The 22,405-nt window shown below is 73.3% G+C and carries 20 protein-coding genes; 4 read left to right on the plus strand and 16 right to left on the minus strand.

Translation table 11 applies throughout. From position 1 onward, the window contains the following. Nucleotides 1-54 precede the first annotated feature (54 nt). From AB0953_RS25615 to rimP, 8 genes are all read right to left on the minus strand, one after another. Nucleotides 55-1,011, minus strand: a complete 957-nt coding sequence (locus tag AB0953_RS25615; protein WP_366861918.1) for a bifunctional riboflavin kinase/FAD synthetase — start codon at nt 1,009-1,011, stop codon at nt 55-57. 368 nt (nt 1,012-1,379) lie between these two features. Then, nucleotides 1,380-2,285 (minus strand): tRNA pseudouridine(55) synthase TruB, encoded by a 906-nt coding sequence (gene truB / locus AB0953_RS25620; RefSeq protein ID WP_366861919.1) that lies wholly within the window; start codon nt 2,283-2,285, stop codon nt 1,380-1,382. Next, on the minus strand, nt 2,282-2,734 hold the full coding sequence (rbfA, locus tag AB0953_RS25625) for a 30S ribosome-binding factor RbfA (RefSeq protein WP_366861920.1): 453 nt from the start codon (nt 2,732-2,734) through the stop codon (nt 2,282-2,284). Before rbfA ends, truB begins: the two co-directional genes overlap by 4 nt. Nucleotides 2,735-2,761: 27 nt before the next feature. Further along, on the minus strand, nt 2,762-3,055 hold the full coding sequence (locus AB0953_RS25630; protein WP_030161467.1) for a DUF503 domain-containing protein: 294 nt from the start codon (nt 3,053-3,055) through the stop codon (nt 2,762-2,764). A gap of 162 nt (nt 3,056-3,217) precedes the next feature. Continuing rightward, nucleotides 3,218-6,289: a translation initiation factor IF-2 gene (infB, locus tag AB0953_RS25635; protein WP_366861921.1), complete on the minus strand. Its 3,072-nt coding sequence runs from the start codon at nt 6,287-6,289 to the stop codon at nt 3,218-3,220. Between the two features lie 148 nt (nt 6,290-6,437). Further along, entirely contained in the window at nt 6,438-6,725 is a 288-nt protein-coding gene (locus tag AB0953_RS25640; RefSeq protein WP_366861922.1) for a YlxR family protein, read from the minus strand. Between the two features lie 171 nt (nt 6,726-6,896). Then, nucleotides 6,897-7,907, minus strand: coding sequence for a transcription termination factor NusA (gene nusA, locus AB0953_RS25645; protein ID WP_362175810.1), 1,011 nt, complete (start codon nt 7,905-7,907; stop codon nt 6,897-6,899). Nucleotides 7,908-7,909: 2 nt separating this feature from the next. Further along, nucleotides 7,910-8,407: a ribosome maturation factor RimP gene (gene rimP / locus AB0953_RS25650; RefSeq protein WP_366861923.1), complete on the minus strand. Its 498-nt coding sequence runs from the start codon at nt 8,405-8,407 to the stop codon at nt 7,910-7,912. A gap of 158 nt (nt 8,408-8,565) precedes the next feature. Here rimP and AB0953_RS25655 point away from each other — a divergent pair, with 158 nt between their 5' ends. From AB0953_RS25655 to AB0953_RS25670, 4 genes are all read left to right on the plus strand, one after another. Continuing rightward, nucleotides 8,566-9,156 (plus strand): hypothetical protein, encoded by a 591-nt coding sequence (locus AB0953_RS25655; RefSeq protein ID WP_366861924.1) that lies wholly within the window; start codon nt 8,566-8,568, stop codon nt 9,154-9,156. Beyond that, a complete protein-coding gene (locus AB0953_RS25660; RefSeq protein WP_366861925.1) occupies nt 9,153-9,611 on the plus strand; it encodes a ferritin-like domain-containing protein in 459 nt (152 codons plus the stop codon). Before AB0953_RS25655 ends, AB0953_RS25660 begins: the two co-directional genes overlap by 4 nt. A gap of 16 nt (nt 9,612-9,627) precedes the next feature. Further along, on the plus strand, nt 9,628-10,530 hold the full coding sequence (locus tag AB0953_RS25665) for an aminoglycoside phosphotransferase family protein (protein WP_366861926.1): 903 nt from the start codon (nt 9,628-9,630) through the stop codon (nt 10,528-10,530). 85 nt (nt 10,531-10,615) lie between these two features. Beyond that, nucleotides 10,616-11,476: a slipin family protein gene (locus AB0953_RS25670; protein ID WP_366861927.1), complete on the plus strand. Its 861-nt coding sequence runs from the start codon at nt 10,616-10,618 to the stop codon at nt 11,474-11,476. A gap of 55 nt (nt 11,477-11,531) precedes the next feature. Here AB0953_RS25670 and AB0953_RS25675 read toward each other — a convergent pair whose 3' ends face one another. The 8 genes from AB0953_RS25675 to AB0953_RS25710 all read right to left on the minus strand — a co-directional run bounded on the left by AB0953_RS25675 (nt 11,532) and on the right by AB0953_RS25710 (nt 22,218). Continuing rightward, nucleotides 11,532-13,238, minus strand: coding sequence for a proline--tRNA ligase (locus AB0953_RS25675; RefSeq protein WP_366861928.1), 1,707 nt, complete (start codon nt 13,236-13,238; stop codon nt 11,532-11,534). A gap of 42 nt (nt 13,239-13,280) precedes the next feature. Next, nucleotides 13,281-13,853, minus strand: coding sequence for a GNAT family N-acetyltransferase (locus AB0953_RS25680; RefSeq protein WP_366861929.1), 573 nt, complete (start codon nt 13,851-13,853; stop codon nt 13,281-13,283). Nucleotides 13,854-13,985: 132 nt separating this feature from the next. Continuing rightward, entirely contained in the window at nt 13,986-14,828 is an 843-nt protein-coding gene (locus AB0953_RS25685) for a GNAT family N-acetyltransferase (RefSeq protein ID WP_366862021.1), read from the minus strand. Between the two features lie 152 nt (nt 14,829-14,980). After that, nucleotides 14,981-16,138 (minus strand): flavodoxin-dependent (E)-4-hydroxy-3-methylbut-2-enyl-diphosphate synthase, encoded by a 1,158-nt coding sequence (gene ispG, locus AB0953_RS25690; protein WP_366861930.1) that lies wholly within the window; start codon nt 16,136-16,138, stop codon nt 14,981-14,983. A 172-nt stretch (nt 16,139-16,310) separates the two neighbouring features. Next, a complete protein-coding gene (locus AB0953_RS25695) occupies nt 16,311-17,612 on the minus strand; it encodes a site-2 protease family protein (RefSeq protein WP_366861931.1) in 1,302 nt (433 codons plus the stop codon). Further along, nucleotides 17,609-18,862: a 1-deoxy-D-xylulose-5-phosphate reductoisomerase gene (gene dxr / locus AB0953_RS25700; protein WP_366861932.1), complete on the minus strand. Its 1,254-nt coding sequence runs from the start codon at nt 18,860-18,862 to the stop codon at nt 17,609-17,611. Before dxr ends, AB0953_RS25695 begins: the two co-directional genes overlap by 4 nt. Before the next feature lie 17 nt (nt 18,863-18,879). After that, nucleotides 18,880-20,211 carry a hypothetical protein gene (locus AB0953_RS25705; RefSeq protein WP_366861933.1) on the minus strand — a complete coding sequence of 444 codons (1,332 nt, stop codon included), beginning with the start codon at nt 20,209-20,211 and terminating at the stop codon, nt 18,880-18,882. A 63-nt stretch (nt 20,212-20,274) separates the two neighbouring features. Continuing rightward, complete coding sequence (locus AB0953_RS25710; RefSeq protein WP_366861934.1) at nt 20,275-22,218, minus strand: acyl-CoA dehydrogenase family protein; 1,944 nt, start codon at nt 22,216-22,218, stop codon at nt 20,275-20,277. Nucleotides 22,219-22,405: the final 187 nt, after the last annotated feature.

The raw sequence follows: 22,405 nt of genomic DNA on the forward strand, positions 1-22,405 counted from the left end.
CTCGGACGGTACGGGCCCTTCCCGCGCGGCAGCGGCCGCGACGCACCGCTCGGCTCAGTGCTCGGCGTCGTACGCCTCGGTCAGCGTCCGCGCCCGCTTCACGTCGTCGGCGATCGCCTCCAGCAGCCCCTCCAGCGAATCGAACTTCGCCATGCCGCGGACGTACGCGAGGAAGTCCACGGTGACGTGCAGCCCGTACAGGTCGAGGCCGACCCGGTCGATCGCGTACGCCTCCACGGTCCGCTCGGTGGCGTCGAACTGGAGGTTCGTCCCGACCGAGATCGCCGCCGGCATCCGCTCGCCGTTCGCCGTCAGCCAGCCCGCGTAGACCCCGTCGGCGGGGATGGCGGTGTGCGGCGGCGTCTCGACGTTGGCCGTGGGGAAGCCGAGCTCGCGGCCCCGCTGCGCGCCGCGCACGACGATGCCCTCGACGCGGTGCGGCCGGCCCAGGATCTCGGCCGCGCCCTCCATGTCGCCCTCGGCGACCAGCTTGCGGGCGAGGGTCGAGGAGAACGGCACGCCGCCGCCCGCCGCGCCCCGCTCCACCAGGTCCACGACCTCGACCTCGTAGTCGTACGTGGCACCCAGCTCCCGCAGGAAGTCGACGTTGCCGGCGGCCCGGTGGCCGAAGCGGAAGTTCGGGCCCTCGATGACGGCGCGCGCGTGCAGCTTGTCGACGAGGACCTTGACGATGAAGTCGGCCGGGGAGAGCTGCGAGAACTCCGCCGTGAACGGCAGGACCAGCAGCGCGTCCACCCCGAGCTCGGCCATCAGTTCGGCACGGCGGTCGTACGTGGCGAGGATCGGAGGATGGCTGCCGGGGCGGACGACCTCGCTCGGGTGCGGGTCGAAGGTGACGACGACGGACGGGACGCCGAGCGCGCGCGCCTTGGCCACGGCCCGCCCGATGATCAGCTGGTGGCCCCGGTGCACCCCGTCGTACGAGCCGATGGTGACGACGCTGCGCCCCCAGTCCTGGGGGATGTCCTCCAAGCCACGCCAGCGCTGCACTGTGACCGCTCCTCGCCCGAACCGTGTAGGCCGTGTACTGATTGCCGATTGCAGGTCTAAGACTGCCATGTCCGCGCCCGGTGGCCCGCATCGGTATCGGGCAGTGTCATCTCGGCCCGGCGGGCCTGGGGGTGGCCGCCGTCCGGGGCCGCGGGCCCGCGGCTCGAAAGCGCCCCCTTGTGCCCCCTCCAGTCACTCCGCGCGCCTGCTCGGTCGGGTGAATACCGGGCTCCGGCTGGATAGAGACCTACCCGAGGGGGGTCGTGGAGCGGTGAGCAGCGACCGGATGGGCGCTCACCGCTCCACGTCAACGCCGGCGCGCGCGGGACCGGGCCGGGCCGCGTGGGCGCGGACCGGCCGGACCGGGTTCAGGCGAAGACGGCGAGCGACTTCGCCTTGCCGCCCTTGCTCTCCACGAGACCCAGCAGCTGGCCCTGCGGCCCGAAGACCGCCACCGGTCGGCCGGGCTCGTAGACCTCCGGCATCTCGATCCGCACGCCGTTGGCGAGCAGCGAGGCCCGCCGGGCGTCCAGGTCCCAGCGCGGGAACGCCGCGGCCGCCGCGTCGCCGATGGGCATGACCGTCAGCTCCTCCTGGAGCTGGTCCAGGGTGCGCGCCCGGTCGAGCTTGTACGGGCCCACCCGCGTGCGCCGCAGCGCGGTGAGGTGGCCGCCGACGCCGAGGTCGGCACCCAGGTCGCGGGCGAGGGCGCGGATGTAGGTTCCGCTGGAGCAGACGACGGAGACGACGAGGTCGACGACCTTGGTGCCGTCCTCGGCCTCCGCCTCCCGCATGTCGTAGAGCTGGAACGAGGAGATCGTCACCGGCCGGGCCGGGATGTCGAAGTCCTCGCCGTCCCGCGCGCGCTTGTAGGAGCGCACGCCCTTGATCTTGATGGCGCTGACCTTGGACGGGACCTGCATGATCTCGCCGGTCAGCTTGGCGATGCCCGCGTCGACGGCCTCGCGCGTGACGCCGGAGGCGTCCGCGCTGGAGGTGGTCTCGCCCTCCGCGTCGTCGGTCAGGGTGTTCTGGCCGAGGCGGATCGTCCCGAGGTATTCCTTCTCGGTGAGCGCGAGGTGGCCGAGGAGCTTGGTGGCCTTCTCGACGCCCAGGACGAGGACGCCCGTCGCCATCGGGTCGAGCGTGCCCGCGTGGCCGACGCGGCGGGTCTTGGCGATCCCGCGCATCTTGGCGACCACGTCGTGCGAAGTGAAGCCGGACGGCTTGTCGACGATGACAAGGCCGTCCGGAGTCCCTGCGTTGCTGCTCATTCCGCCGCTGCGTCCTCGTCCTCGTCCTCGCCCGGCTTCTTGTACGGGTCGGCCCCGCCGGCGTACTCGGCGCCCGAGGAGGCCTCGCGCACCGCGGCGTCGGAGAGCCGCGCCTTGTCGAGGAGGTCCTCGATGGTCCGGGCGGTGTCCGGGAGGGCGTCCGCCACGAAGGTCAGGGTGGGGGTGAACTTGGTGCCCGCCGCCCGGCCGACCGCGGAGCGCAGCATGCCCTTGGCGCTCTCGAGGCCGGCGGCCGCGCTGGCCCGGTCCTCGTCGTCGCCGTACACCGTGTAGAAGACCGTGGCCTCCCGCAGGTCACCGGTGACCCGGGTGTCGGTGATCGTCACGTGCGTACCGAGGCGCGGGTCCTTGATGCCTCGCTGCAGCTTCTGGGCGACCACCTCCCGGATGAGGTCCGCCAGTTTCTTCGCCCGCGCATTGTCGGCCACTGGTCCGTCTCCTTCTTCGTCTTGCAATCAGTCTTCATCACCGTGGAGCCGCCGGCGTACCGACAGCAGCTCCACTTCCGGACGGGCCGCGACCAGCCGCTCGCAGCGGTCGAGTACGTCCGAGAGGAACCCCGTGTCCCCACTCACCAGGGCGACCCCGATGCGGGCCCTGCGGTGGAGGTCCTGGTCGCCCACTTCTGCCGCGCTCACCGAGAACTTCCGTTGGAGCTCGGCGACGATGGGTCGGACTACGGAGCGTTTCTCCTTCAGCGAGTGAACGTCGCCGAGGAGCAGGTCGAAGGACAGAGTCCCCACGTACATGCAGTTCCGGATGTCCCGCCGGTCCGGGTTCGGTGGCCTGCCGGCCGACGCGCGGCAGGGTCACCAGAACCGTACACGCAACGGCCGGGGCCGATCGACGGATATTCCGCCGACCGGCCCCGGTGTTACGACACGGTGCGATGTGTGCGATGTGGCTCGCGCTTACGCGCGGGGCTTCTCGCGCATCTCGTACGTCGCGATGACGTCGTCGATCTTGATGTCGTTGAAGTTTCCGAGGTTGATACCGCCCTCGAAGCCTTCGCGGATCTCGGTGACGTCGTCCTTGAAGCGGCGCAGACCGGTGATCGTGAGGTTCTCGGCGACGACCTTGCCGTCGCGGAGCAGGCGCGCCTTGGTGTTGCGCTTGACCTCGCCGGAGCGGATGAGGACACCCGCGATGTTGCCCAGCTTGGACGAGCGGAAGACCTCGCGGACCTCCGCCGTACCGAGCTCGACCTCTTCGTACTCCGGCTTGAGCAGACCCTTCAGGGCCGCCTCGATCTCCTCGATGGCCTGGTAGATCACCGAGTAGTACCGGACGTCGACGCCCTCGCGCTCCGCCATCTGCGCGGCACGGCCGGCCGCACGGACGTTGTAGCCGATGACGATGGCGTCGGAGCCCATCGCCAGGTCGATGTCGGACTCGGTGACCGCACCCACACCGCGGTGCAGGACGCGGATGTCGACCTCTTCGCCGACGTCGAGCTGGAGCAGCGAGGACTCCAGGGCCTCGACCGCACCGGACGCGTCGCCCTTGATGATGAGGTTGAGTTCCTGGACCAGACCGGCCTTGAGCACGGAGTCGAGGTCCTCGAGGGACACGCGACGGACGCGCTTGGCGAAGTTGGCGTTGCGCTCGCGCGCAGCGCGCTTCTCGGCGATCTGGCGGGCGGTGCGGTCCTCGTCGACGACGAGGAAGTTGTCGCCGGCGCCGGGGACGTTGGTGAGACCCAGGACCAGGACGGGGGTCGACGGACCCGCTTCCTCGACGTTGTTGCCCTTGTCGTCGAGCATCGCGCGGACACGGCCGTACGCGTCGCCCACGACCATCGTGTCGCCGACGCGGAGGGTACCGCGCTGGACGAGGACGGTCGCGACGGCACCGCGGCCGCGGTCGAGGTGGGACTCGATCGCAATACCCTGGGCGTCCTGCTCGGGGTTGGCGCGCAGGTCGAGGGCGGCGTCCGCGGTCAGGACCACGGCCTCCAGCAGCTTGTCGATGTTCAGACCCTGCTTGGCGGAGATGTCGACGAACATCGTGTCGCCGCCGTACTCCTCGGCCACCAGGCCGTACTCGGTCAGCTGACCGCGCACCTTGGTCGGGTCCGCACCCTCGACGTCGATCTTGTTGACCGCGACCACGATCGGCACGTCGGCCGCCTTGGCGTGGTTCAGGGCCTCGATCGTCTGCGGCATGACACCGTCGTTGGCCGCCACCACGAGGATCGCGATGTCGGTCGACTTCGCACCGCGGGCACGCATGGCGGTGAACGCCTCGTGACCCGGGGTGTCGATGAAGGTGATGCGGCGGTCCTCGTCGTTGACGTTGGCCGCGACCTGGTAGGCACCGATGTGCTGGGTGATGCCGCCGGCCTCGCCCGCGACCACGTTGGTCTTGCGGATCGCGTCGAGGAGGCGGGTCTTGCCGTGGTCGACGTGACCCATGACGGTGACGACCGGGGGACGCGGCAGCAGGTACTCCTCGCCGCCCTCGTCCTCGCCGAACTCGATGTCGAAGGACTCGAGCAGCTCGCGGTCCTCCTCCTCCGGGCTGACGATCTGAACGGTGTAGTTCATCTCGTCGGCGAGGAGCTGGAGGGTCTCGTCGGAGACGGACTGCGTGGCAGTGACCATCTCGCCGAGGTTCATCATGACCGCGACCAGCGACGCCGGGTTGGCGTTGATCTTCTCCGCGAAGTCGGTGAGGGACGCACCGCGCGACAGGCGAACGGTCTCGCCGTTGCCGCGGGGCAGCATCACGCCGCCCACGGACGGGGCCTGCATGGCCTCGTACTCCTGGCGCCTCTGACGCTTCGACTTGCGGCCGCGGCGGGCCGGACCGCCGGGACGGCCGAACGCACCCTGCGTGCCGCCACGGGCACCCGGGCCGCCGGGACGGCCGCCGAAGCCGGGACGACCGCCGCCGCCACCGGCCGGGCCGCCGCCGAAGCCGCCGCCACCCGGACGCGGGCCGCCGAAGCCGCCGCCGGCCGGACGCGAGCCCGGACCGGCCGGACGGCCGGCGAAGCCGCCGCCGGGACGACCGGCACCGCCGGGACGCGGACCGCCGGCACCGGGACGGCCGGGGCCGCCGCCGGGACGCGGGCCGGGACCGCCGGCAGCGGGACGCTGCGGCATCATGCCCGGGTTCGGACGGTTGCCGCCGGGGGCCGGACGCGGGGCGCCCTGCGGACGGGGCATGCCGCCCGGGGTGGGACGGGGGCCGCCGGGACCCTGCGGACGCGGAGCGCCGCCGGGACCGGCCTGCGGACGCGGGGCGCCCGGGGCGCCGGCGCCGGGGGCACCGGGGCGCGGCGCGCCGCCCGGACGGGGCGCCTGCGGGCGCGCCATGCCGGTGGAGCCGCCGGAGGTGAAGGGGTTGTTGCCCGGACGCGGGCCGGCCGGACGGGCACCCGGACGCGGGGCGCCGGCGCCACCGGGACGCGGGGCCTGGGCACCGGAGGCCGGAGCACCCGGACGCGGGGCGCCGGGACGGGCGCCGCCCTGGCCGGGGGCCGCGGGACGCTGCTGCGTCGGACGCGGGCCGGGGGTCGCACCCGGACGCGCCGGAGCCGCCGGGGCGGACGGGGGCGCGGTGAACTCGGTCGCCACGGGCGCCGCCGGAGCGGGCTTCGGGGCGGCCGGAGCCTTCGGGCCGGGACGCGGGCCGGGAGCGGCCGGGGTCACCGGGGCGGCCGCCGCGGGGGCCTCGGCAGCAGCCGGCTTGGGGGCCGGGGCGCCGGGCTTGGGGGCGGCGGGACGTGCAATGGCACCCGGGGTGGGCACCCCGGGCTTGGCGGGGGCGGCCTTGCGGGGCGCTCCCGGCTTCGCAGCGGACTTGCCGGCGCTGCCGCCGGGCCCCTGCAGTGCGTCGGTCAACTTGCGCACAACCGGCGCCTCGATCGTCGAGGACGCCGAACGGACGAACTCACCGAGTTCCTGGAGCTTGGCCATGACGACCTTGCTCTCCACACCGAACTCCTTGGCGAGTTCGTATACCCGGACCTTAGCCACTTCGCTCCTTTTAGGTCCGGGTTGCGCCGGACCGTCGCTACTTCATGGGCGTACTCATCGCGTACTCATCGAGTGCTCATCGCAATCTCGACCTACTTCCAACTCGCGAGGTACCTGACCGCACGGGATGTCCGTGCCGTACTTCTTCTTACGGTGTCGCCTCGGCCCGGTGGGCCACGGCGCGTGCCAGTCCGGCCGTGTCGAGCGCTCCCGGGGACCGGAGGGCCCGGGGGAACGCTCTGCGGCGGACCGCCTTGTCGAGACAGACCGCAGCAGGGTGCACATAGGCACCCCGGCCGGGCAGCGTACCGCGTGGATCGGGTACGCATTCGTCCCCGACCGCCACGATCCGCAGCAGTTCGCTCTTGGCCGCTCGCTCCCGGCACCCCACACAGGTGCGTTCGGGGCATGCGCGGGCTTGCGTCCGGCCAGACACGCCTAAGTCTACCTCCCCGTACCGACCTCACCCCTTCGGGCGAAAAATCGAACGGACGTTGTCGCGATCCGCTGTCTTGAACTTGTTGCTCGAACTCGTCGCTCGAGCCCGGTCGCCCGAACGTGTCGCCGACCTGTTCTACCGGCCGGACAGCGCCGGCCGGTAGCGGTTTTATTCCCCGCCCCGGGCCCGGTCGGCGTCCGGGGACGCCTCGGTGTCGGGGCGGATGTCGATGCGCCAGCCGGTCAGGCGGGCGGCGAGGCGGGCGTTCTGCCCCTCCTTGCCGATGGCCAGCGACAACTGGTAGTCGGGCACGGTCACCCGGGCGGAGCGCGAGTCCCAGTCGACGACCTCGACCTTGCTCACCCGGGCGGGTGACAGCGCGTTCGCGACCATCTCCGCCGGGTCGTCCGACCAGTCGACGATGTCGATCTTCTCGCCGTGCAGCTCGGCCATTACGTTGCGCACGCGGGCGCCCATCGGGCCGATGCACGCGCCCTTGGGGTTGAGGCCCGAGCGGGTGGAGCGGACGGCGATCTTGGTGCGGTGGCCGGCCTCGCGGGCGATGGCCGCGATCTCCACGCTGCCGTCCGCGATCTCCGGGACCTCCAGCGCGAACAGCTTCTTCACCAGGTTGGGGTGGGTGCGCGAAAGGGTCACCGACGGCCCCCGCACGCCCTTGGCCACCCGGACGACGTACGCCTTCAGGCGCAGGCCGTGCGGGTACTCCTCACCGGGGACCTGCTCCTGCACCGGCAGGATGGCCTCCAGCTTGCCGATGTCGACCAGGACGTTCTTGGGGTCCTTGCCCTGCTGCACGACGCCCGTCATGACGTCGCCCTCGCGGCCCGCGAACTCGCCGAAGGTCAGGTCGTCCTCCGCGTCGCGCAGACGCTGGAGGATCACCTGCTTGGCGGTCGTCGCGGCGATCCGGCCGAAGTCCGACGGGGTGTCGTCGAACTCCTTGGCCTCCTGCCCCTCCTCGAGGTCCCGCGGGTCCTCCTTCGCCCACACCACGACGTGGCCGTTGGTGCGGTCCAGCTCCACGCGCGCCCGGCGGAAGCTGCCCTCGGTGCGGTGGTACGCGATGAGGAGGGCCGACTCGATCGCCTCGACGAGCAGGTCGAAGGAGATCTCCTTCTCCCGGACCAGACCCCGCAGGGCACTCATGTCGATGTCCACGGCTACGCCTCCTCTTCCTTCTTGTCCTTGCGGTTGAACTCGATCTCGACACGCGCCTTGGCGATGTCCGCGAACGCGATGCGGCGGGCGGTGGCCTTGCGGCCCTTCACGCCCGGAACCTCGAGGTCCATGCCCTCGTCGTCGGCGTCGAGGATGCGCGCGATCAGTTCCCCGCCCTCGGCGAGCTGGAACTTCACGAGGCGGCCGATCGCCCGTACGTAGTGGCGGTGCTCGGTCAGCGGGCGGTCGGCGCCCGGCGAGCTCACCTCGAGGACGTACTCGCCCTCGCCCATCGCGTCGGTCTCGTCGAGCTTGTCGGAGACCTCGCGGCTCAGCTCGGCACACGCGTCCAGTTCCACGCCCTCGTCGGAATCCACGATGATGCGAAGCATCCGGCGCTTGCCGGCCTTCGACAGCTCGATGTCCTCGAGATCCAGGCCCCTGGCGGCGACGAGCGGCTCCAGCAATCCGCGCAGCCTGTCGCTCTGGGTGGTGCTCATCCGGGTGACTCCTCGGCCGCGTGTGCTGTTGTGGTGTACGTCGCGTGTCAGCACAAAGGGTATCCGGTCGCGGAGGGTGTTGCCGTCCGCCCTGTGGACAAGCCCCCGGGTACGGTGATCACACCCTGCCCGCCACCCCCACCCCCGAGGACGTCGCCGTGCCCTGGACCCTGCCTTCGAGGCCTTCGCGAAGGAGCCTGCTCGCCGGTGCCGCCGGCGCGGCGGGTGCCGCGCTGCTCACCGGGTGCTCCGGCGGGCCGGACGCGGCGCAGACGGACCCCGCCCTTCCACTCGAACGGCGGATGCGCGCGTCGGCCGTTCGGGAGAGCCGGCGGCTGCTGGAACGTTACGACGCCACCGCCGCGGCCCACCCGGCGCTCGCCGCGCGCCTGGCGCCGCTGCGCGCCGCGGTGGCCGCCCACACCTCCGCCCTCGCCTCCTCGGGCGCCGCGGACGGCTCCGCCGCCTCCGGTCCCGGCGCGGCCGGGGGATCCGCCGCGCCGTCCGCGCCGGGCGCCGCTCCCGCCCCCGGGCCCGGCGGCAGCCCCGCGGGGAGCGGCGAGCCGGTGCCGCCGAAGCCGGAGGAGGCGCTCGCCGCCCTCGCGGACGCCGAGCGGAGCCTCGCCGAGTCCCGGACCGTCGCCCTCGCCGGGGCGCCCGGGGAGCTGGCCCGGCTGCTGGCCTCGGTGGCGGCGTGCGGAGCCGTCCACGCCTACCTGCTCACCTCGAACCCCGGAGCCGCGTCGTGAAGCCCGAACCCTCCCCCGCCCACCGGGCCCTGGAGGCCGCGCAGGCCGCCCTCGCCGCCGAGCACGCGGCCGCGTACGGCTACGGGGTGATCGGCGCCCGCGCCTCGGCCGCCCGGGCCGAGGAGGCGCGCGAGGCGTACGGCGGGCACCTGGCGCGCCGCGACGCCCTGGCCCGCTCGGTGCGCGAGATGGGGGGCTCGCCCCGGCCGGCGGAGCCGGCGTACGCCCTGCCGTACGAGGTGCGCACCCCGGCGGACGCCGAGCGGCTGGCCGCCGAGATCGAGGACCGGGTGGCGGGCGCCTACTCCGACCTGGTGCGGGCCGCCGACGGCCGACTGCGCCGGGAGGCCGCCGACGCGCTGAGCGCCGCGGCCGTCCGCGCGGCGCGCTGGCGCGGTACCGGCGTAGCCTTCCCTGGGCTCACGGAGCGCGCAGCACCGGCCCGGACCAGCTGAAAGGGATCACGCACGCATGGCTTTCGAACCGCCGCAGCGGCTCGTACGGGCGCTCGGCGAGACGCCGGATTCGGCGCAGGGCGCGCAGTGGCTGGGACAGTTGCCCGGGATCGTCGAGGCGGCGCTGGCCCGGCGCGGGGTCCGGGCGCTGCGGGTCCAGGCGCCCGGCGGGCGCAGCAGCCTGGTCGTGCTGGTCCAGTACGCCGACGGCACCCCGGCCGCGCTGAAGCTCGCTCCCCCGCAGGCCCGGCCCGAGCGGGAGCTGGCCGCGCTGGCGCACTGGGGCGGCTTCGGCGCCGTACGGGTCCTGGACACCCGCCACCATGCCGAGGACGGGGCGCTGCTGCTGGAGCGGCTGCACCCGGAGGTGTCGCTGCGGTCGCTGCCGGAGGCGAAGGCGCTGCTGGAGGCCTGTGGGACGCTGCGGCGGCTGTGGGTGAAGCCGCCGCAGGGCCACCCGTTCGAGACGGTGGCCGAGCGGACCGCCCGGGAGGCCGGGGCGCTGCGCGAGGCGCCGCCGGAGACCCGGGCGCTGGCCGCGGCGGCGCTGGCGGCCCGGGAGGAGCTGGCGGCGCAGCCCGGCGAGGAGCTGCTGCTGCACGGGAACTTCCGGCAGGGCAAGGTGCTGGCGGGCGACCGGGCGCCCTGGCTGACGGTGGGGCCGGAGCCGCTGGTCGGTGAGCGGGCGTACGACCTGGCCCGGCTGGTGCGCGACCGGCTGGAGGACCAGATGGCGTCCTCGGCGGGGGCGGCGGGCGCGCGGCGGCGCGTGAACAGGCTGGCCGACAGCCTGGAGGTGGACCGGGAGCGGCTGCGGGGCTGGACCCTGTTCCGGGCGGTGGAGTCGGGCCACCGGGCGCTGGCGGCCGGGCGGCGCGGGGACGCGGAGCTGCTGTTGGAGTTCGCGTCCTGGCTCTGAGGGCAGGAGGACGTATGAGGGCATACGCGTGTATCGAGGGCATACCGTGGAGTAGAAGGTAGGTCCGGCCCGTCAGGAGGCCGTCATGCTTCAGGAACTGCTGACAGCGGTGATCGCGGCGGGGGCGGGCCTCGCAGTGGTGGGGGCCACCGCCGCACGGGTGGTGCGCCAGTACGAGCGGGGCATCGTCTTCCGTTTCGGCCGGGTGCGCGAGGGCGTGCGCAAGCCGGGATTCACCATGATCGTGCCGGTGGTGGACCGGCTGTACAAGGTCAACATGCAGATCGTGACGATGCCGGTGCCGGCCCAGGAGGGCATCACCCGGGACAACGTCACGGTGCGGGTGGACGCGGTCGTGTACTTCAAGGTCGTGGACCCGGCGAGCGCGATCATCGAGGTGGAGGACTACCGCTTCGCGGTCTCGCAGATGGCGCAGACCTCGCTGCGGTCGATCATCGGCAAGTCGGACCTGGACGACCTGCTGTCGAACCGGGAGATGCTGAACCAGGGGCTGGAGCTGATGATCGACAGCCCTGCGGTGGGGTGGGGCGTGCAGATCGACCGGGTCGAGATCAAGGACGTGTCGCTGCCGGAGACGATGAAGCGGTCGATGGCCCGGCAGGCGGAGGCGGACCGGGAGCGGCGGGCGCGGGTGATCAACGCGGACGCGGAGCTCCAGGCGTCGAAGAAGCTGGCGGAGGCGGCCGCGGTGATGCAGGACCAGCCTGCTGCGCTCCAGCTGCGCCTGCTGCAGACGGTGGTCGCGGTGGCCGCGGAGAAGAACTCCACCCTGGTCCTCCCGTTCCCGGTGGAACTGCTCCGCTTCCTGGAACGCGCCACCCCGCCGGAACCCGACTCGACCCGCCCGGCCGCGGAGCCCGCGGCCCCCGCCCCGGAGCTGCCCTCCGACTCCGCGACGGCGGTGGACGGCTCCCCGAAGCCGTAGCCGGCCGGCGGCCCGGGCCCGGCCCCCGGGGAGCCGGGGACCGGGCCGCGCGCGGTCAGGGGGTGCGGCGGAGGCGGGCCAGGGCCTCCTGGAGCGGGAGTTCCTCGCGGGTGCCCGTGGCGCGGTGCTGGAGCTCCACCACCTCGTCCGCGGCCCTCCGCCCGGCCACCAGGATCCACGGCACGCCGATCAGCTCGGCATCGGTGAGCTTGACCCCGGGAGAGAGGCCGGGACGGTCGTCCAGCAGCACCCGCAGGCCCGACTCGGCCAGTGCCGACGCCGCCGACTCCGCGAGGGCCAGCTGCACGGCCTTGCCCGCCGCCACCACGTGCACGTCGGCCGGGGCGACCTCCGCCGGCCAGGCCAGCCCCCGCTCGTCGGCGGTCTGCTCGGCCAGCGCCGCCACGGCGCGCGAGACGCCGATCCCGTACGAACCCATGGTGACCCGGACCGGCTTGCCCTCCCGTCCGAGCACGTCCAGCCCGAACGCATCGGCGTACTTGCGGCCGAGCTGGAAGATGTGGCCGACCTCGATGGCCCGGTCGAGCCGGAGCCCGGCCCCGCAGCGCGGGCAGGGGTCGCCGGGCTCGACCACGACCACGTCGAGGTAGCGGTCCACCTCGAAGTCGCGGCCGCAGACCACGTTCCTCGCGTGCGTGTCGGGCTTGTTGGCCCCGGTCACCCACGAAGTGCCGGGCGCGACACGGGGGTCGGCGAGGTAGGGCACCTTCGCCAGGCCCTGCGGTCCGACGTAGCCGCGCACCAGGTCGGGCCGGTCGACGAAGTCCTCCGCGGTCACCAACTCCACCACCGCCGGGGCGAGGTGCTCGGCGAGCTTGCCGAGGTCGACCTCCCGGTCCCCGGGCACGCCGACGGCGGTGATCTCGCCGTCCACCTTGACCAGGAGGTTCTTCAGCGTCGCCGAGGCGGCGATCCCGAGGCGCGCCGCCAGCGTCTCGATGGTCGGGGTGTCGGGGGTGGGGATCTCCTCCGCCGCCGGGTGCCCGCCGCCGGCCGCCTCCGCCAGGGGGAAGGTCACGGCCTCCGTGTTCGCCGCGTACCCGCACGAGGGGCAGTCGGCGAAGGTGTCCTCGCCGGCGGCCGCGGGCGCCAGGAACTCCTCCGAGGCGGAGCCGCCCATCGCCCCGGACACCGCGGAGACAATCCGGTGGTCCAGCCCGAGGCGGGTGAAGATCCGCCGGTACGCGGCGCGGTGCAGCGCGTAGGACTGCGCGAGCCCCTCCTCGCTGACGTCGAAGGAGTACGAGTCCTTCATCTGGAACTCGCGGCCGCGCAGCACCCCTGACCGGGGCCTGGCCTCGTCGCGGTACTTGGTCTGGATCTGGTAGAGCATGACCGGCAGGTCCTTGTAGGACGTGCACTGGTCCTTCACCAGGAGGGTGAAGATCTCCTCGTGGGTGGGGCCGAGCAGGTAGTCGGCGCCCTTGCGGTCCTTGAGGCGGAAGAGCAGGTCCCCGTACTCCGACCAGCGCCCGCTGGTCTCGTACGGCTCGCGCGGCAGCAGCGCCGGCAGCAGCACCTCTTGGGCGCCGATCGCGTCCATCTCCTCGCGGACGATGCGCGAGACGTTGTCCAGGACCCGCTTGCCGAGCGGCAGCCAGGTCCACACACCGGCCGAGCTGCGGCGGACGTATCCGGCACGGACCAGGAGGCGGTGGCTGAGGGTCTCCGCGTCGGCCGGGTCCTCGCGGAGGGTCCGGGCCATGAGGCGGGACATGCGCTGCACGTGTTGCGTTGACATGTCCGGAGGCTACCGGCCCGGGCGGGCGGCCCCGAAACGAATTCAGGGCCGCGGCAGCGGCAGCGGGGCGCCCATGACGGCGTACGGCAGGCTGGCGCTCGGGAAGTGCACCTGGCGGGCGAGGTCGGTGTAGCCGAGGGCGCGGTAGAGCCGGCGGGCGGGGCTCTCGGCGTCGATGGCGGAGAGGATCGAGCGCTTCTCCTCGGCGCTGTCGGTGATGCGGGTGATCAGGGCGCGGCCGACGCCGCAGCCCTGGAAGCCGGGGTGGACGTGCAGCTCGGTGATCACGAAGGAGTCGTCGAGCCAGCCGTCCTGCCCCTCGGCCCGCAGGTACGGTTCGACGACCGAGGACCACCAGTACGCGCGGTCGTTCGGCATCCCGTACACGAATCCGGCGAGCGCCCCGTCGTCGGTGAAGGCGCCGAGCGCCCGGGCCCCGCGGCAGGTCATGTGGCGCTGGACGATGTAGCGCCGGATGCCGACCTCCTCCTCGCTGAGCCCGAAGGCCACGGCCTGCACGCGCAGGGCCTCGTCCACGCGGGCGGCGAGGTCGAGGGGGCCGATGCTCAGTCCGGCGGGCCGGGCGGGGTCGTCGCCCGCGGGGGTAGACAGCATGCCGCGACCTTACTGGTCGGCCGGTGCCGCCGGTATGCCGCGGGGGCGGCAGGGGGGCCGGCGGGCGCGGGAACAGGACGCCGGGGGGTGGCCGGAAGGGACGGCCGGAGGCGGGACCCGCCAGGCGGAGGGTCAGAACAGTACGCTCGTGAACGCGCCGACCTCGCGGAAGCCCACCCGGCGGTAGGCGGCCCGCGCCGCGGTGTTGTAGTCGTTGACGTAGAGGCTGACCACGGGCGCGACGTCGCGCAGGGCGAACTCGACGACGGCGGCCATTCCGGTCTCGGAGTGTCCGCGGCCGCGGAACTCGGGGGCCACCCAGACGCCCTGGATCTGGCAGGCGCTGGCGGTGGCGGCGCCGATCTCGGCCTTGAAGACGACCTTGCCGTCCTCGACGCGGGCGAAGGAGCGGCCGGATCCGACCAGCTCGGCGACGCGGGCCTGGTAGAGCAGGCCGCCGTCGCCGGCCAGCGGCGAGACGCCGACCTCCTCCGTGAACATGGCCACGCAGGCGGGCATGATCAGCTCCATCTCGTCCTTGCGGATCCGGCGCACCAGCGGGTCGGGCCGCACCTCGGCGGAGGGTTGCTCGGTGACCATGAGGGGCTGGTGGGAGCGGACCTCGCGGGCCGGGCCCCAGCTGGGCTCCAGGAGCCGCCACAGCAGCCGGGTGGCCTCGGCGGGGCCGACGATGGAGGAGCAGCGGCGTCCGGTGCGGCGGGCCCGGTCGGCGAAGGCGCGCACGGCGTCGGGGCCGGCGCAGACGGGGACGAGGTTGGCGCCCGCGTAGCACAGGGAGCGCAGCTCGCCGTCGGCGTAGTAGCCCCACATCTCGCCGCCCAGGCGCCAGGGGTCGAGGCCGGCGACCTGGACCCGGGAGGTGACGAAGGCGTTCTCGACCGGCTCGCGTCCGAGGACGGCGAGGGCGGCGTCGAGATCGCCGGGCTCAAGGACCCGGGTGGTGGTCTGCGTCAACACGGGGGCCTCACATGCAGGGCTGCTGATCTGTCGAACTGTACCCGCAGGGCGCGGAGGATGCCCGGTTGCCCGGGTCACGAAAGAGCCCCGGCCCCGCCCGCGAACTGCGGGAACGGGGCCGGGGCCGGGGCTGCGGGGCGCCCGGGAGCTCAGACGCCGATGGCGACGGTCGGCTCGCCGGAGGCGACGCCGTCCTTCTCCATCTGCTCGGCGATCTTCAGCGCCTCCTCGATGAGGGTCTCCACGATCTTCGACTCGGGGACGGTCTTGATGACCTCGCCCTTGACGAAGATCTGGCCCTTGCCGTTGCCGGAGGCGACGCCGAGGTCGGCCTCGCGGGCCTCGCCGGGGCCGTTGACGACGCAGCCCATGACGGCGACGCGCAGCGGGACCTCCATGCCGGTCAGGCCCGCGGTGACCTCCTCGGCCAGCTTGTACACGTCGACCTGGGCGCGGCCGCAGGACGGGCAGGAGACGATCTCCAGGCGGCGCGGCTTGAGGTTCAGCGACTCCAGGATCTGCCGGCCGACCTTGACCTCCTCGACCGGCGGGGCCGAGAGGGAGACGCGGATGGTGTCGCCGATGCCCTCGGCGAGCAGCGCGCCGAAGGCGACGGCGGACTTGATGGTGCCCTGGAAGGCGGGGCCGGCCTCGGTGACGCCGAGGTGCAGCGGGTAGTCGCAGGCCGCGGCGAGCTGGCGGTAGGCGTTGACCATGACCACCGGGTCGTTGTGCTTGACCGAGATCTTGATGTCGCGGAAGCCGTGCTCCTCGAAGAGGGAGGCCTCCCACAGCGCGGACTCGACGAGGGCCTCGGGGGTGGCCTTGCCGTACTTCTGGAGCAGGCGGCGGTCGAGGGAGCCGGCGTTGACGCCGATGCGGATCGGGGTGCCCGCGTCGCCCGCGGCCTTGGCGATCTCCTTGACCTTGTCGTCGAACTGCTTGATGTTGCCCGGGTTGACGCGGACGGCGGCGCAGCCCGCGTCGATGGCGGCGAAGACGTACTTGGGCTGGAAGTGGATGTCGGCGATGACCGGGATCTGCGACTTCTTCGCGATGACGGCGAGGGCGTCGGCGTCGTCCTGGGTCGGGCAGGCCACGCGGACGATCTCGCAGCCGGCGGCGGTCAGCTCGGCGATCTGCTGGAGCGTGGCGCCGATGTCCGAGGTACGGGTGGTGGTCATCGACTGCACCGAGACGGGTGCGTCGCCACCGACGGCCACCGAGCCGACCTGGATCTTGCGGCTGACCCTGCGGTCGGCGAGCTTCGTCGGCACGGACGGCATTCCGAGAGAGATGGCAGTCATCTGCTGTGCAACCCCAAGGTGTGGATCAAGGTCCCGAGATCGGCGGGCTCCGGCCTTCGAGGTTACGGCAAGCCCGGCGCGGGCCCTGCATCCGAGGGGTGCACGACACCCGAACGTAGGGAGCCGGGCACGATCCGTGCCCGGCTCCCCGTGTGGCGCGCTGCGCCCGCTGTCAGGTGATCGTGATGGGGTTCACCACGTCGGCGACGAGCACGAGCAGCGTGAAGCAGACGAACACGCCGGCCACCACGTACGCGGCGGGCATCAGCTTGGCCACGTCGAACGGGCCGGGGTCGGGGCGGCGGAAGACGCGCGCCACGTGCCGCCGGACCGACTCCCACAGGGCGCCGGCGATGTGCCCGCCGTCCAGCGGCAGCAGCGGCAGCACGTTGAACAGGAACAGGGCGAGGTTGAAGTAGCCGAGGAGCTGGAGGAAGAAGACCAGGCGCTCGGTGGCGGGGATGTCCAGGGCGGCGATCTCGCCGCCGATCCGGGCGGCGCCGACGATGCCCATCGGGGAGTCGGGTTGGCGCTCGGCGCCGTTGAAGGCCGCGTTCCACAGCGCCGGGATCTTGGCGGGGAGCTGGAGCAGCCCGTCGACGCTCCGGTCCACCTCCTCACCCATGCGGGTGACGGACTGGCCGAACGTCAGGGCGGCGGTCTCGTTCTTCGGGCTGAAGCCGAGCCAGCCCGCGCTCACGTACTGCCCCTTGACGTACCCGCCGTGGCCGTCGGTCTTGGCGACCCGGTTCTCGACGAGGGTGACCGGCAGGGTCTGCCTGTGCCCGTCGCGCTCGATGGTCACGGTGGCGGGGCCGATGGTGTCGCGGATGCGCTTTTGCAGGGCGGACCAGTCGGTGACGGCGCGGCCGTTGAAGGCGACGATCCGGTCGCCCTCGCGCAGCCCGGCGGCCTTGGCGGGGGCGACGGGGTCGCCGGCCTTGCAGACCTCGCGCTTCTCGCTCTGCTGGATGACGCAGGGCGAGACGCCGGCGATCTCGGTGGTCGTCCGGTTGACGCCGAAGGTCATCCAGACGCCGAAGAAGACCGCGAGGGCGAGCACCAGGTTCATGAACGGGCCGGCGAACATCACGATCACGCGCTTCCACGGCTTGCGCGTGTAGAACAGCCGGGTTTCGTCGCCGGGCTGGAGCTCCTCGTACGCCGCCGAGCGGGCGTCCTCGATCATCGACCGGAACGGCGAGGTCGACCGGGCGGTGACCTTGCCGTCCTCGCCGGGCGGGAACATCCCGATCATGCGGATGTAGCCGCCCATCGGGATGGCCTTGATGCCGTACTCGGTCTCGCCCTTGTGCCGCGACCAGATCGTCGGGCCGAAGCCGACCATGTACTGGGGCACGCGGATGCCGAAGAGCTTGGCCGTGGAGAGGTGGCCGAGCTCGTGCCAGGCGATGGAGACGAGCAGCCCGAATACGAAGATGAGTATGCCGAGCACCGTCATGAGTGCTGTCATGCGTGCGCCTCCACGGCGGCCCTGGCCGCCATCTCCCGTGCCCGGGCCCTGGCCCAGGTCTCCGCCTCGAGGACGTCCGCGACCGTCAGGGAGGTTCCCGCGTCCGGCGTCCCGTGTTCATCGACCACGGCAGAGACCGTATCCATGATTGCTGTGAACGGCAGCCGACCGGCCAGGAAGGCGTCCACGCACTCCTCGTTCGCCGCATTGAAGACGGCCGGGGCGGTGGAGCCGAGGGTGCCCACGTGCCGGGCCAGGCCCACCGAGGGGAAGGCCTCGGTGTCGAGCGGGAAGAACTCCCAGGTGGAGGCCTTGGTCCAGTCGAAGGCGGGGGCCGCGTCCGGGACGCGCTGCGGCCAGCCGAGGCCGATGGCGATGGGGCCGCGCATGTCCGGCGGGGTGGCCTGGGCGAGGGTGGAGCCGTCGGAGAACTCCACCATCGAGTGGACGTAGGACTGCGGGTGGACGACGACCTCGATGCGGTCGAAGGGGATGTCGTACAGCAGGTGCGCCTCGATGACCTCCAGCCCCTTGTTCACCAGCGTGGCCGAGTTGACGGTGATGACCGGGCCCATGGCCCAGGTGGGGTGCGCGAGGGCGTCCTCGACGGTGACGTGCGCGAGCTCGGCGCGGGTCCGGCCGCGGAAGGGCCCGCCGGAGGCGGTGACCACCAGCTTGCGCACGTCGGCCCGGGTCCCGGCGGCCAGCGCCTGGAAGAGCGCGGCGTGCTCGGAGTCGACCGGGATGATCTGGCCGGGCTGCGCGAGGGCCTTGACCAGCGGGCCGCCGACGATCAGCGACTCCTTGTTGGCCAGGGCCAGGGTCCGGCCCGCCCGCAGCGCGGCGAGGGTGGGCGCGAGGCCGATGGAGCCGGTGATGCCGTTGAGGACGGTGTGGCACTCGGAGGCGGCCAGCTCGGCCGCCGCGTCGGGCCCGGCCAGGATCTCGGGCAGCGGCTCGGACGCCCCGTACCGGGCGCTCAGCGCCTCCTTCAGGGCCGGTACGGCGTCCTCGCGGGCCACGGCCACCGCCCCGACCCGCAGGAGGCGGGCCTGCTCGGCCAGCAGCTCCACGCGCCCGCCGGCGGCGGACAGCGCGGTGACCCGGAACCGGTCCGGGTTGCGCAGGGCCAGGTCGATGGCCTGGGTCCCGATGGACCCGGTGGAGCCGAGGATGACGATGTCCCGGCGGCCGGCCGCGGCGTCGAAGAGGAGGTGCGGATCGGCGAGGGGGGCTGGACTGTCGCTCATCCCCCCATTGTTGCCGCTCACCGGGAGCGGTCGAACACCCAGTCCCCGTGGACGGCCCCGGCGAGCAGCTCGGGCAGGGTCCCGGCGAAGTCGGGCAGGGCGCGGGCGGCGGCCCACCAGGCGTCGGGGTCGGTGCCGAGGGCCGCGTCGAGGAGCCGGTCGGCCTCGGCGCGGGCGGCGAGGACGGCCTGGGGGCGGTCGTGCCGGTCGGGGTGGTCGACGTCGCCGAGCCAGTGGTCCTCGTCCAGCGCCCAGGCGGCCGGGGCCTTGTGCCCGATCACGTCGGCGCCGGTGAGGACGCCGCGGTCCAGGCAGGCGCGGACCCAGCGGATGTCCTCGTACAGGCTGCCCATGGCGTTGGGGACGGAGAGGCTGGCGAGGGCGAGCTCGCGGTCGACGCTGTCGTTCGGCTGCCACGGGGAGCCGGGCTCGAGGGCCCGGACCGCCTGCTCCAGGCCCGGTACGCCGCCGCCCGGGCGCGGCGGCGGCGCCTGCCCGGCGGCCACGGCGGCCGCGAGCTCGGGCAGGGTGCCGGTGGAGGCGGGGGCGTGCCGGGCGAGCTCCGCCCACAGCCGGGGGTCGTCGCCGAGGGCCGGACGCAGGACGCGCATCAGGGCGGAGCGCATCGCGGCCCGCTCGGCGAGGTTCCAGCCGAGCCGGCCGGCGCCGTGGACCTGCCCCAGCAGCAGGGCCCGGTGGGCGGGGGCGACGGCCGCGGCGAGCTCGTCGAAGGTGAGGAGGCCGGCGCGGACGGCGCGCACGGCCGGCCGGTGCCAGTCGGGGCCGTACGCGGCCTGGGCGCGGGTGTCGAGCAGGGCGAGGCAGGTGCTCCGGTCCAGGCCGCCGACCAGCACCAGGGCTTCGACCGAGCCGGGCGGCAGCGGGGCGCGGGCGTGCTCGCGCAGCAGCAGGCCCGCATCGAGCGCGTGCTCCAGGGCCAGCACGTCGAGCGGTATCCGCGGGCGGCGCCGGCCGTGGCGGCGCAGCAGGGCGAGGGTCTCGGCCCCGCTCAGCGGCGGCGCGGGGGTGCGGCCGAGTTCGGCGCCGAGGGTGGCGAGCAGTTCCGGCGAGGGGCCGGGGCGGCGGGCGTAGCGGGCGGGGCCGGGCAGTCCGGGCAGCGGCCGGCCGAGGACGTGCGGGTTGCGGGCGACGGTGCGGCGGTCCTCGTCGGTGCCCTCGCGCAGCAGCAGGGTGACGGCGTGGGCCGGCAGGTGCTCGTCGCGGCACAGGAAGCGGCGGGCCGGGGCGTCGAGCCGCCCGAGGAGGGCGGCGGCGACGGCGTCCGGTGCGTGGCGCAGCAGGAGCGCCACGCACCAGGCGAGCCGCCGGCTCTCCCTGTCCGCGTTCACATGCATCCGATTCCCCGTCGCCGGTCCCGTACGCCTCCTCCGGCGCCCGGCGATCATCGCAGGTCAGCGGAAGGGGCGGTGAACGTTCTTCCGGGTGGACGGGCCGGGGGCGGCGTCGGCGATCCAGGGGCCGTCGCCGGAGGGGTCGAGGACTCCTTCCTCGAGCCAGGTGTAGGTGCCGGAGAGCACGCCGGCGACGACCTTGCGGTCCAGGTCGTCGGTGTTGCTCCACAGCCGGCCGAAGAGCTCCTCGACGCGGATGCGGGACTGCCGGCAGAAGGCGTCGGCGAGCTGGTAGGCCTCGCGGCCGTGGTCGCCGGTGGCGCGCAGGTGTTCGGCCCGGACGCAGGCCGCGCTCATCGCGAAGAGCTCGGCGCCGATGTCGACGATCCGGCCGAGGAAGCCCTGCTTGGTCTCCATGCGGCCCTGCCAGCGGGACATGGCGTAGAAGGTGGAGCGGGCGAGCTTGCGGGCGCTGCGCTCGACGTAGCGCAGGTGGGGGGCGAGGTCGGGGTGGCCGGCGGGGTGGAACTCGCGGTAGGTGCCGGGGACCTGGCCGGCGCCGGCGGCCAGCTTGGGCAGCCAGCGGGCGTAGAAGCCGGCGGCGCGTGCGCCCGCCCTGGCCTTGTCGCCGAGGTCCTTCTCGGGGTCGATGAGGTCGCCGGCGACCGACAGGTGGGCATCGACGGCCTCGCGGGCGATCAGCAGGTGCATGATCTCGGTGGAGCCCTCGAAGATCCGGTTGATGCGCAGGTCGCGCAGCATCTGCTCGGCGGGGACGGCGCGCTCGCCGCGGGCGGCCAGAGAATCGGCGGTCTCGAAGCCGCGGCCGCCGCGGATCTGGACGAGTTCGTCGGCCATCAGGCAGGCCATCTCGGAGCCGTAGAGCTTGGCGAGGGCGGCTTCGATGCGGATGTCGTTGCGGTCCTCGTCGGCCATCTGGGAGGCGAGGTCGACGACGGCCTCCAGGGCGAAGGTGGTCGCGGCGATGAAGGAGATCTTGGAGCCGACCGCCTCGTGCCGGGCGACGGGGCGGCCCCACTGCTCGCGGACGCCGGACCACTCGCGGGCGATCTTCAGGCACCATTTGCCGGCGCCGACGCACATGGCGGGCAGGGACAGCCGGCCGGTGTTGAGGGTGGTCAGCGCGATCTTGAGGCCGGCGCCCTCGGCGCCGATGCGCTGGGACGCCGGGACGCGCACCCGGTGGAAGCGGGTGACGCCGTTCTCCAGGCCGCGCAGGCCCATGAAGGCGTTGCGGTGCTCCACGGTGATGCCGGGCGAGTCGGCCTCGACGACGAAGGCCGTGATGCCGCCGCGGTGGTTCTCCGACGCGGGCACCCGGGCCATGACGACGAGGAGGTCCGCGACGACCCCGTTGGTGGTCCACAGCTTGACCCCGTCGAGGAGGTAGGCGTCGTCGCCGTCGGGGACGGCGGTGGTGGCCAGGCGGGCGGGGTCGGAGCCGACGTCTGGCTCGGTGAGGAGGAAGGCGCTGATGGCGGTGGTCGCGCAGCGCGGCAGGAAGGCTTCCTTCTGCTCCTGCGTGCCGAACATCTTCAGCGGCTGCGGCACGCCGATCGACTGGTGCGCGGAGAGCAGGGCGCCGATGGCGGGGCTGGCGGTGCCGACGAGGGCCAGCGCCTTGTTGTAGTACACCTGGGTCAGGCCCAGGCCCCCGTACTTGGGGTCGATCTTCATGCCGAGGGCGCCGAGCTCCTTGAGGCCGCGGATGGTCTCGTCGGGGATCCGCGCCTCGCGCTCGATGCGGGCGCCGTCGATCTCGGTCTCGCAGAACGCGCGCAGCCGGGCCAGGAAGGCCTCGCCGCGCCGGACGTCCTCGTCGGCGGGCAGCGGGTGCGGGTGGATCAGGTCGAGTCGGAACCGCCCGAGGAAGAGTTCCTTGGCGAAGCTGGGCTTGCGCCAGTCCTGTTCCCGGGCCGCTTCCGCGACCTGCCGTGCCTCGCGCTCGGTGACCTTGGGCTGTGCGGGCTGTGTTGCGGACATGAGGGGGCTCACCTCGCCGCCGGAGTCGGTGGGACCGGCCTACCGGCCGGTGCTACCTGTGAGTCGTACCCGCTGCGCCGTCCCGGGAAAAGCCGGGTTGGGCAGGGCGGGCGAATCCGCGGGGCAAAAGGGGGACGGCCGGAGCCCCCGCACAGTAGGCTCCGGCCGTCGGTTCTGGGACCGTACG

This window comes from Streptomyces sp. NPDC046866, assembly GCF_040704625.1.
In the GTDB taxonomy this organism is placed as follows: Bacteria; Actinomycetota; Actinomycetes; order Streptomycetales; family Streptomycetaceae; genus Streptomyces.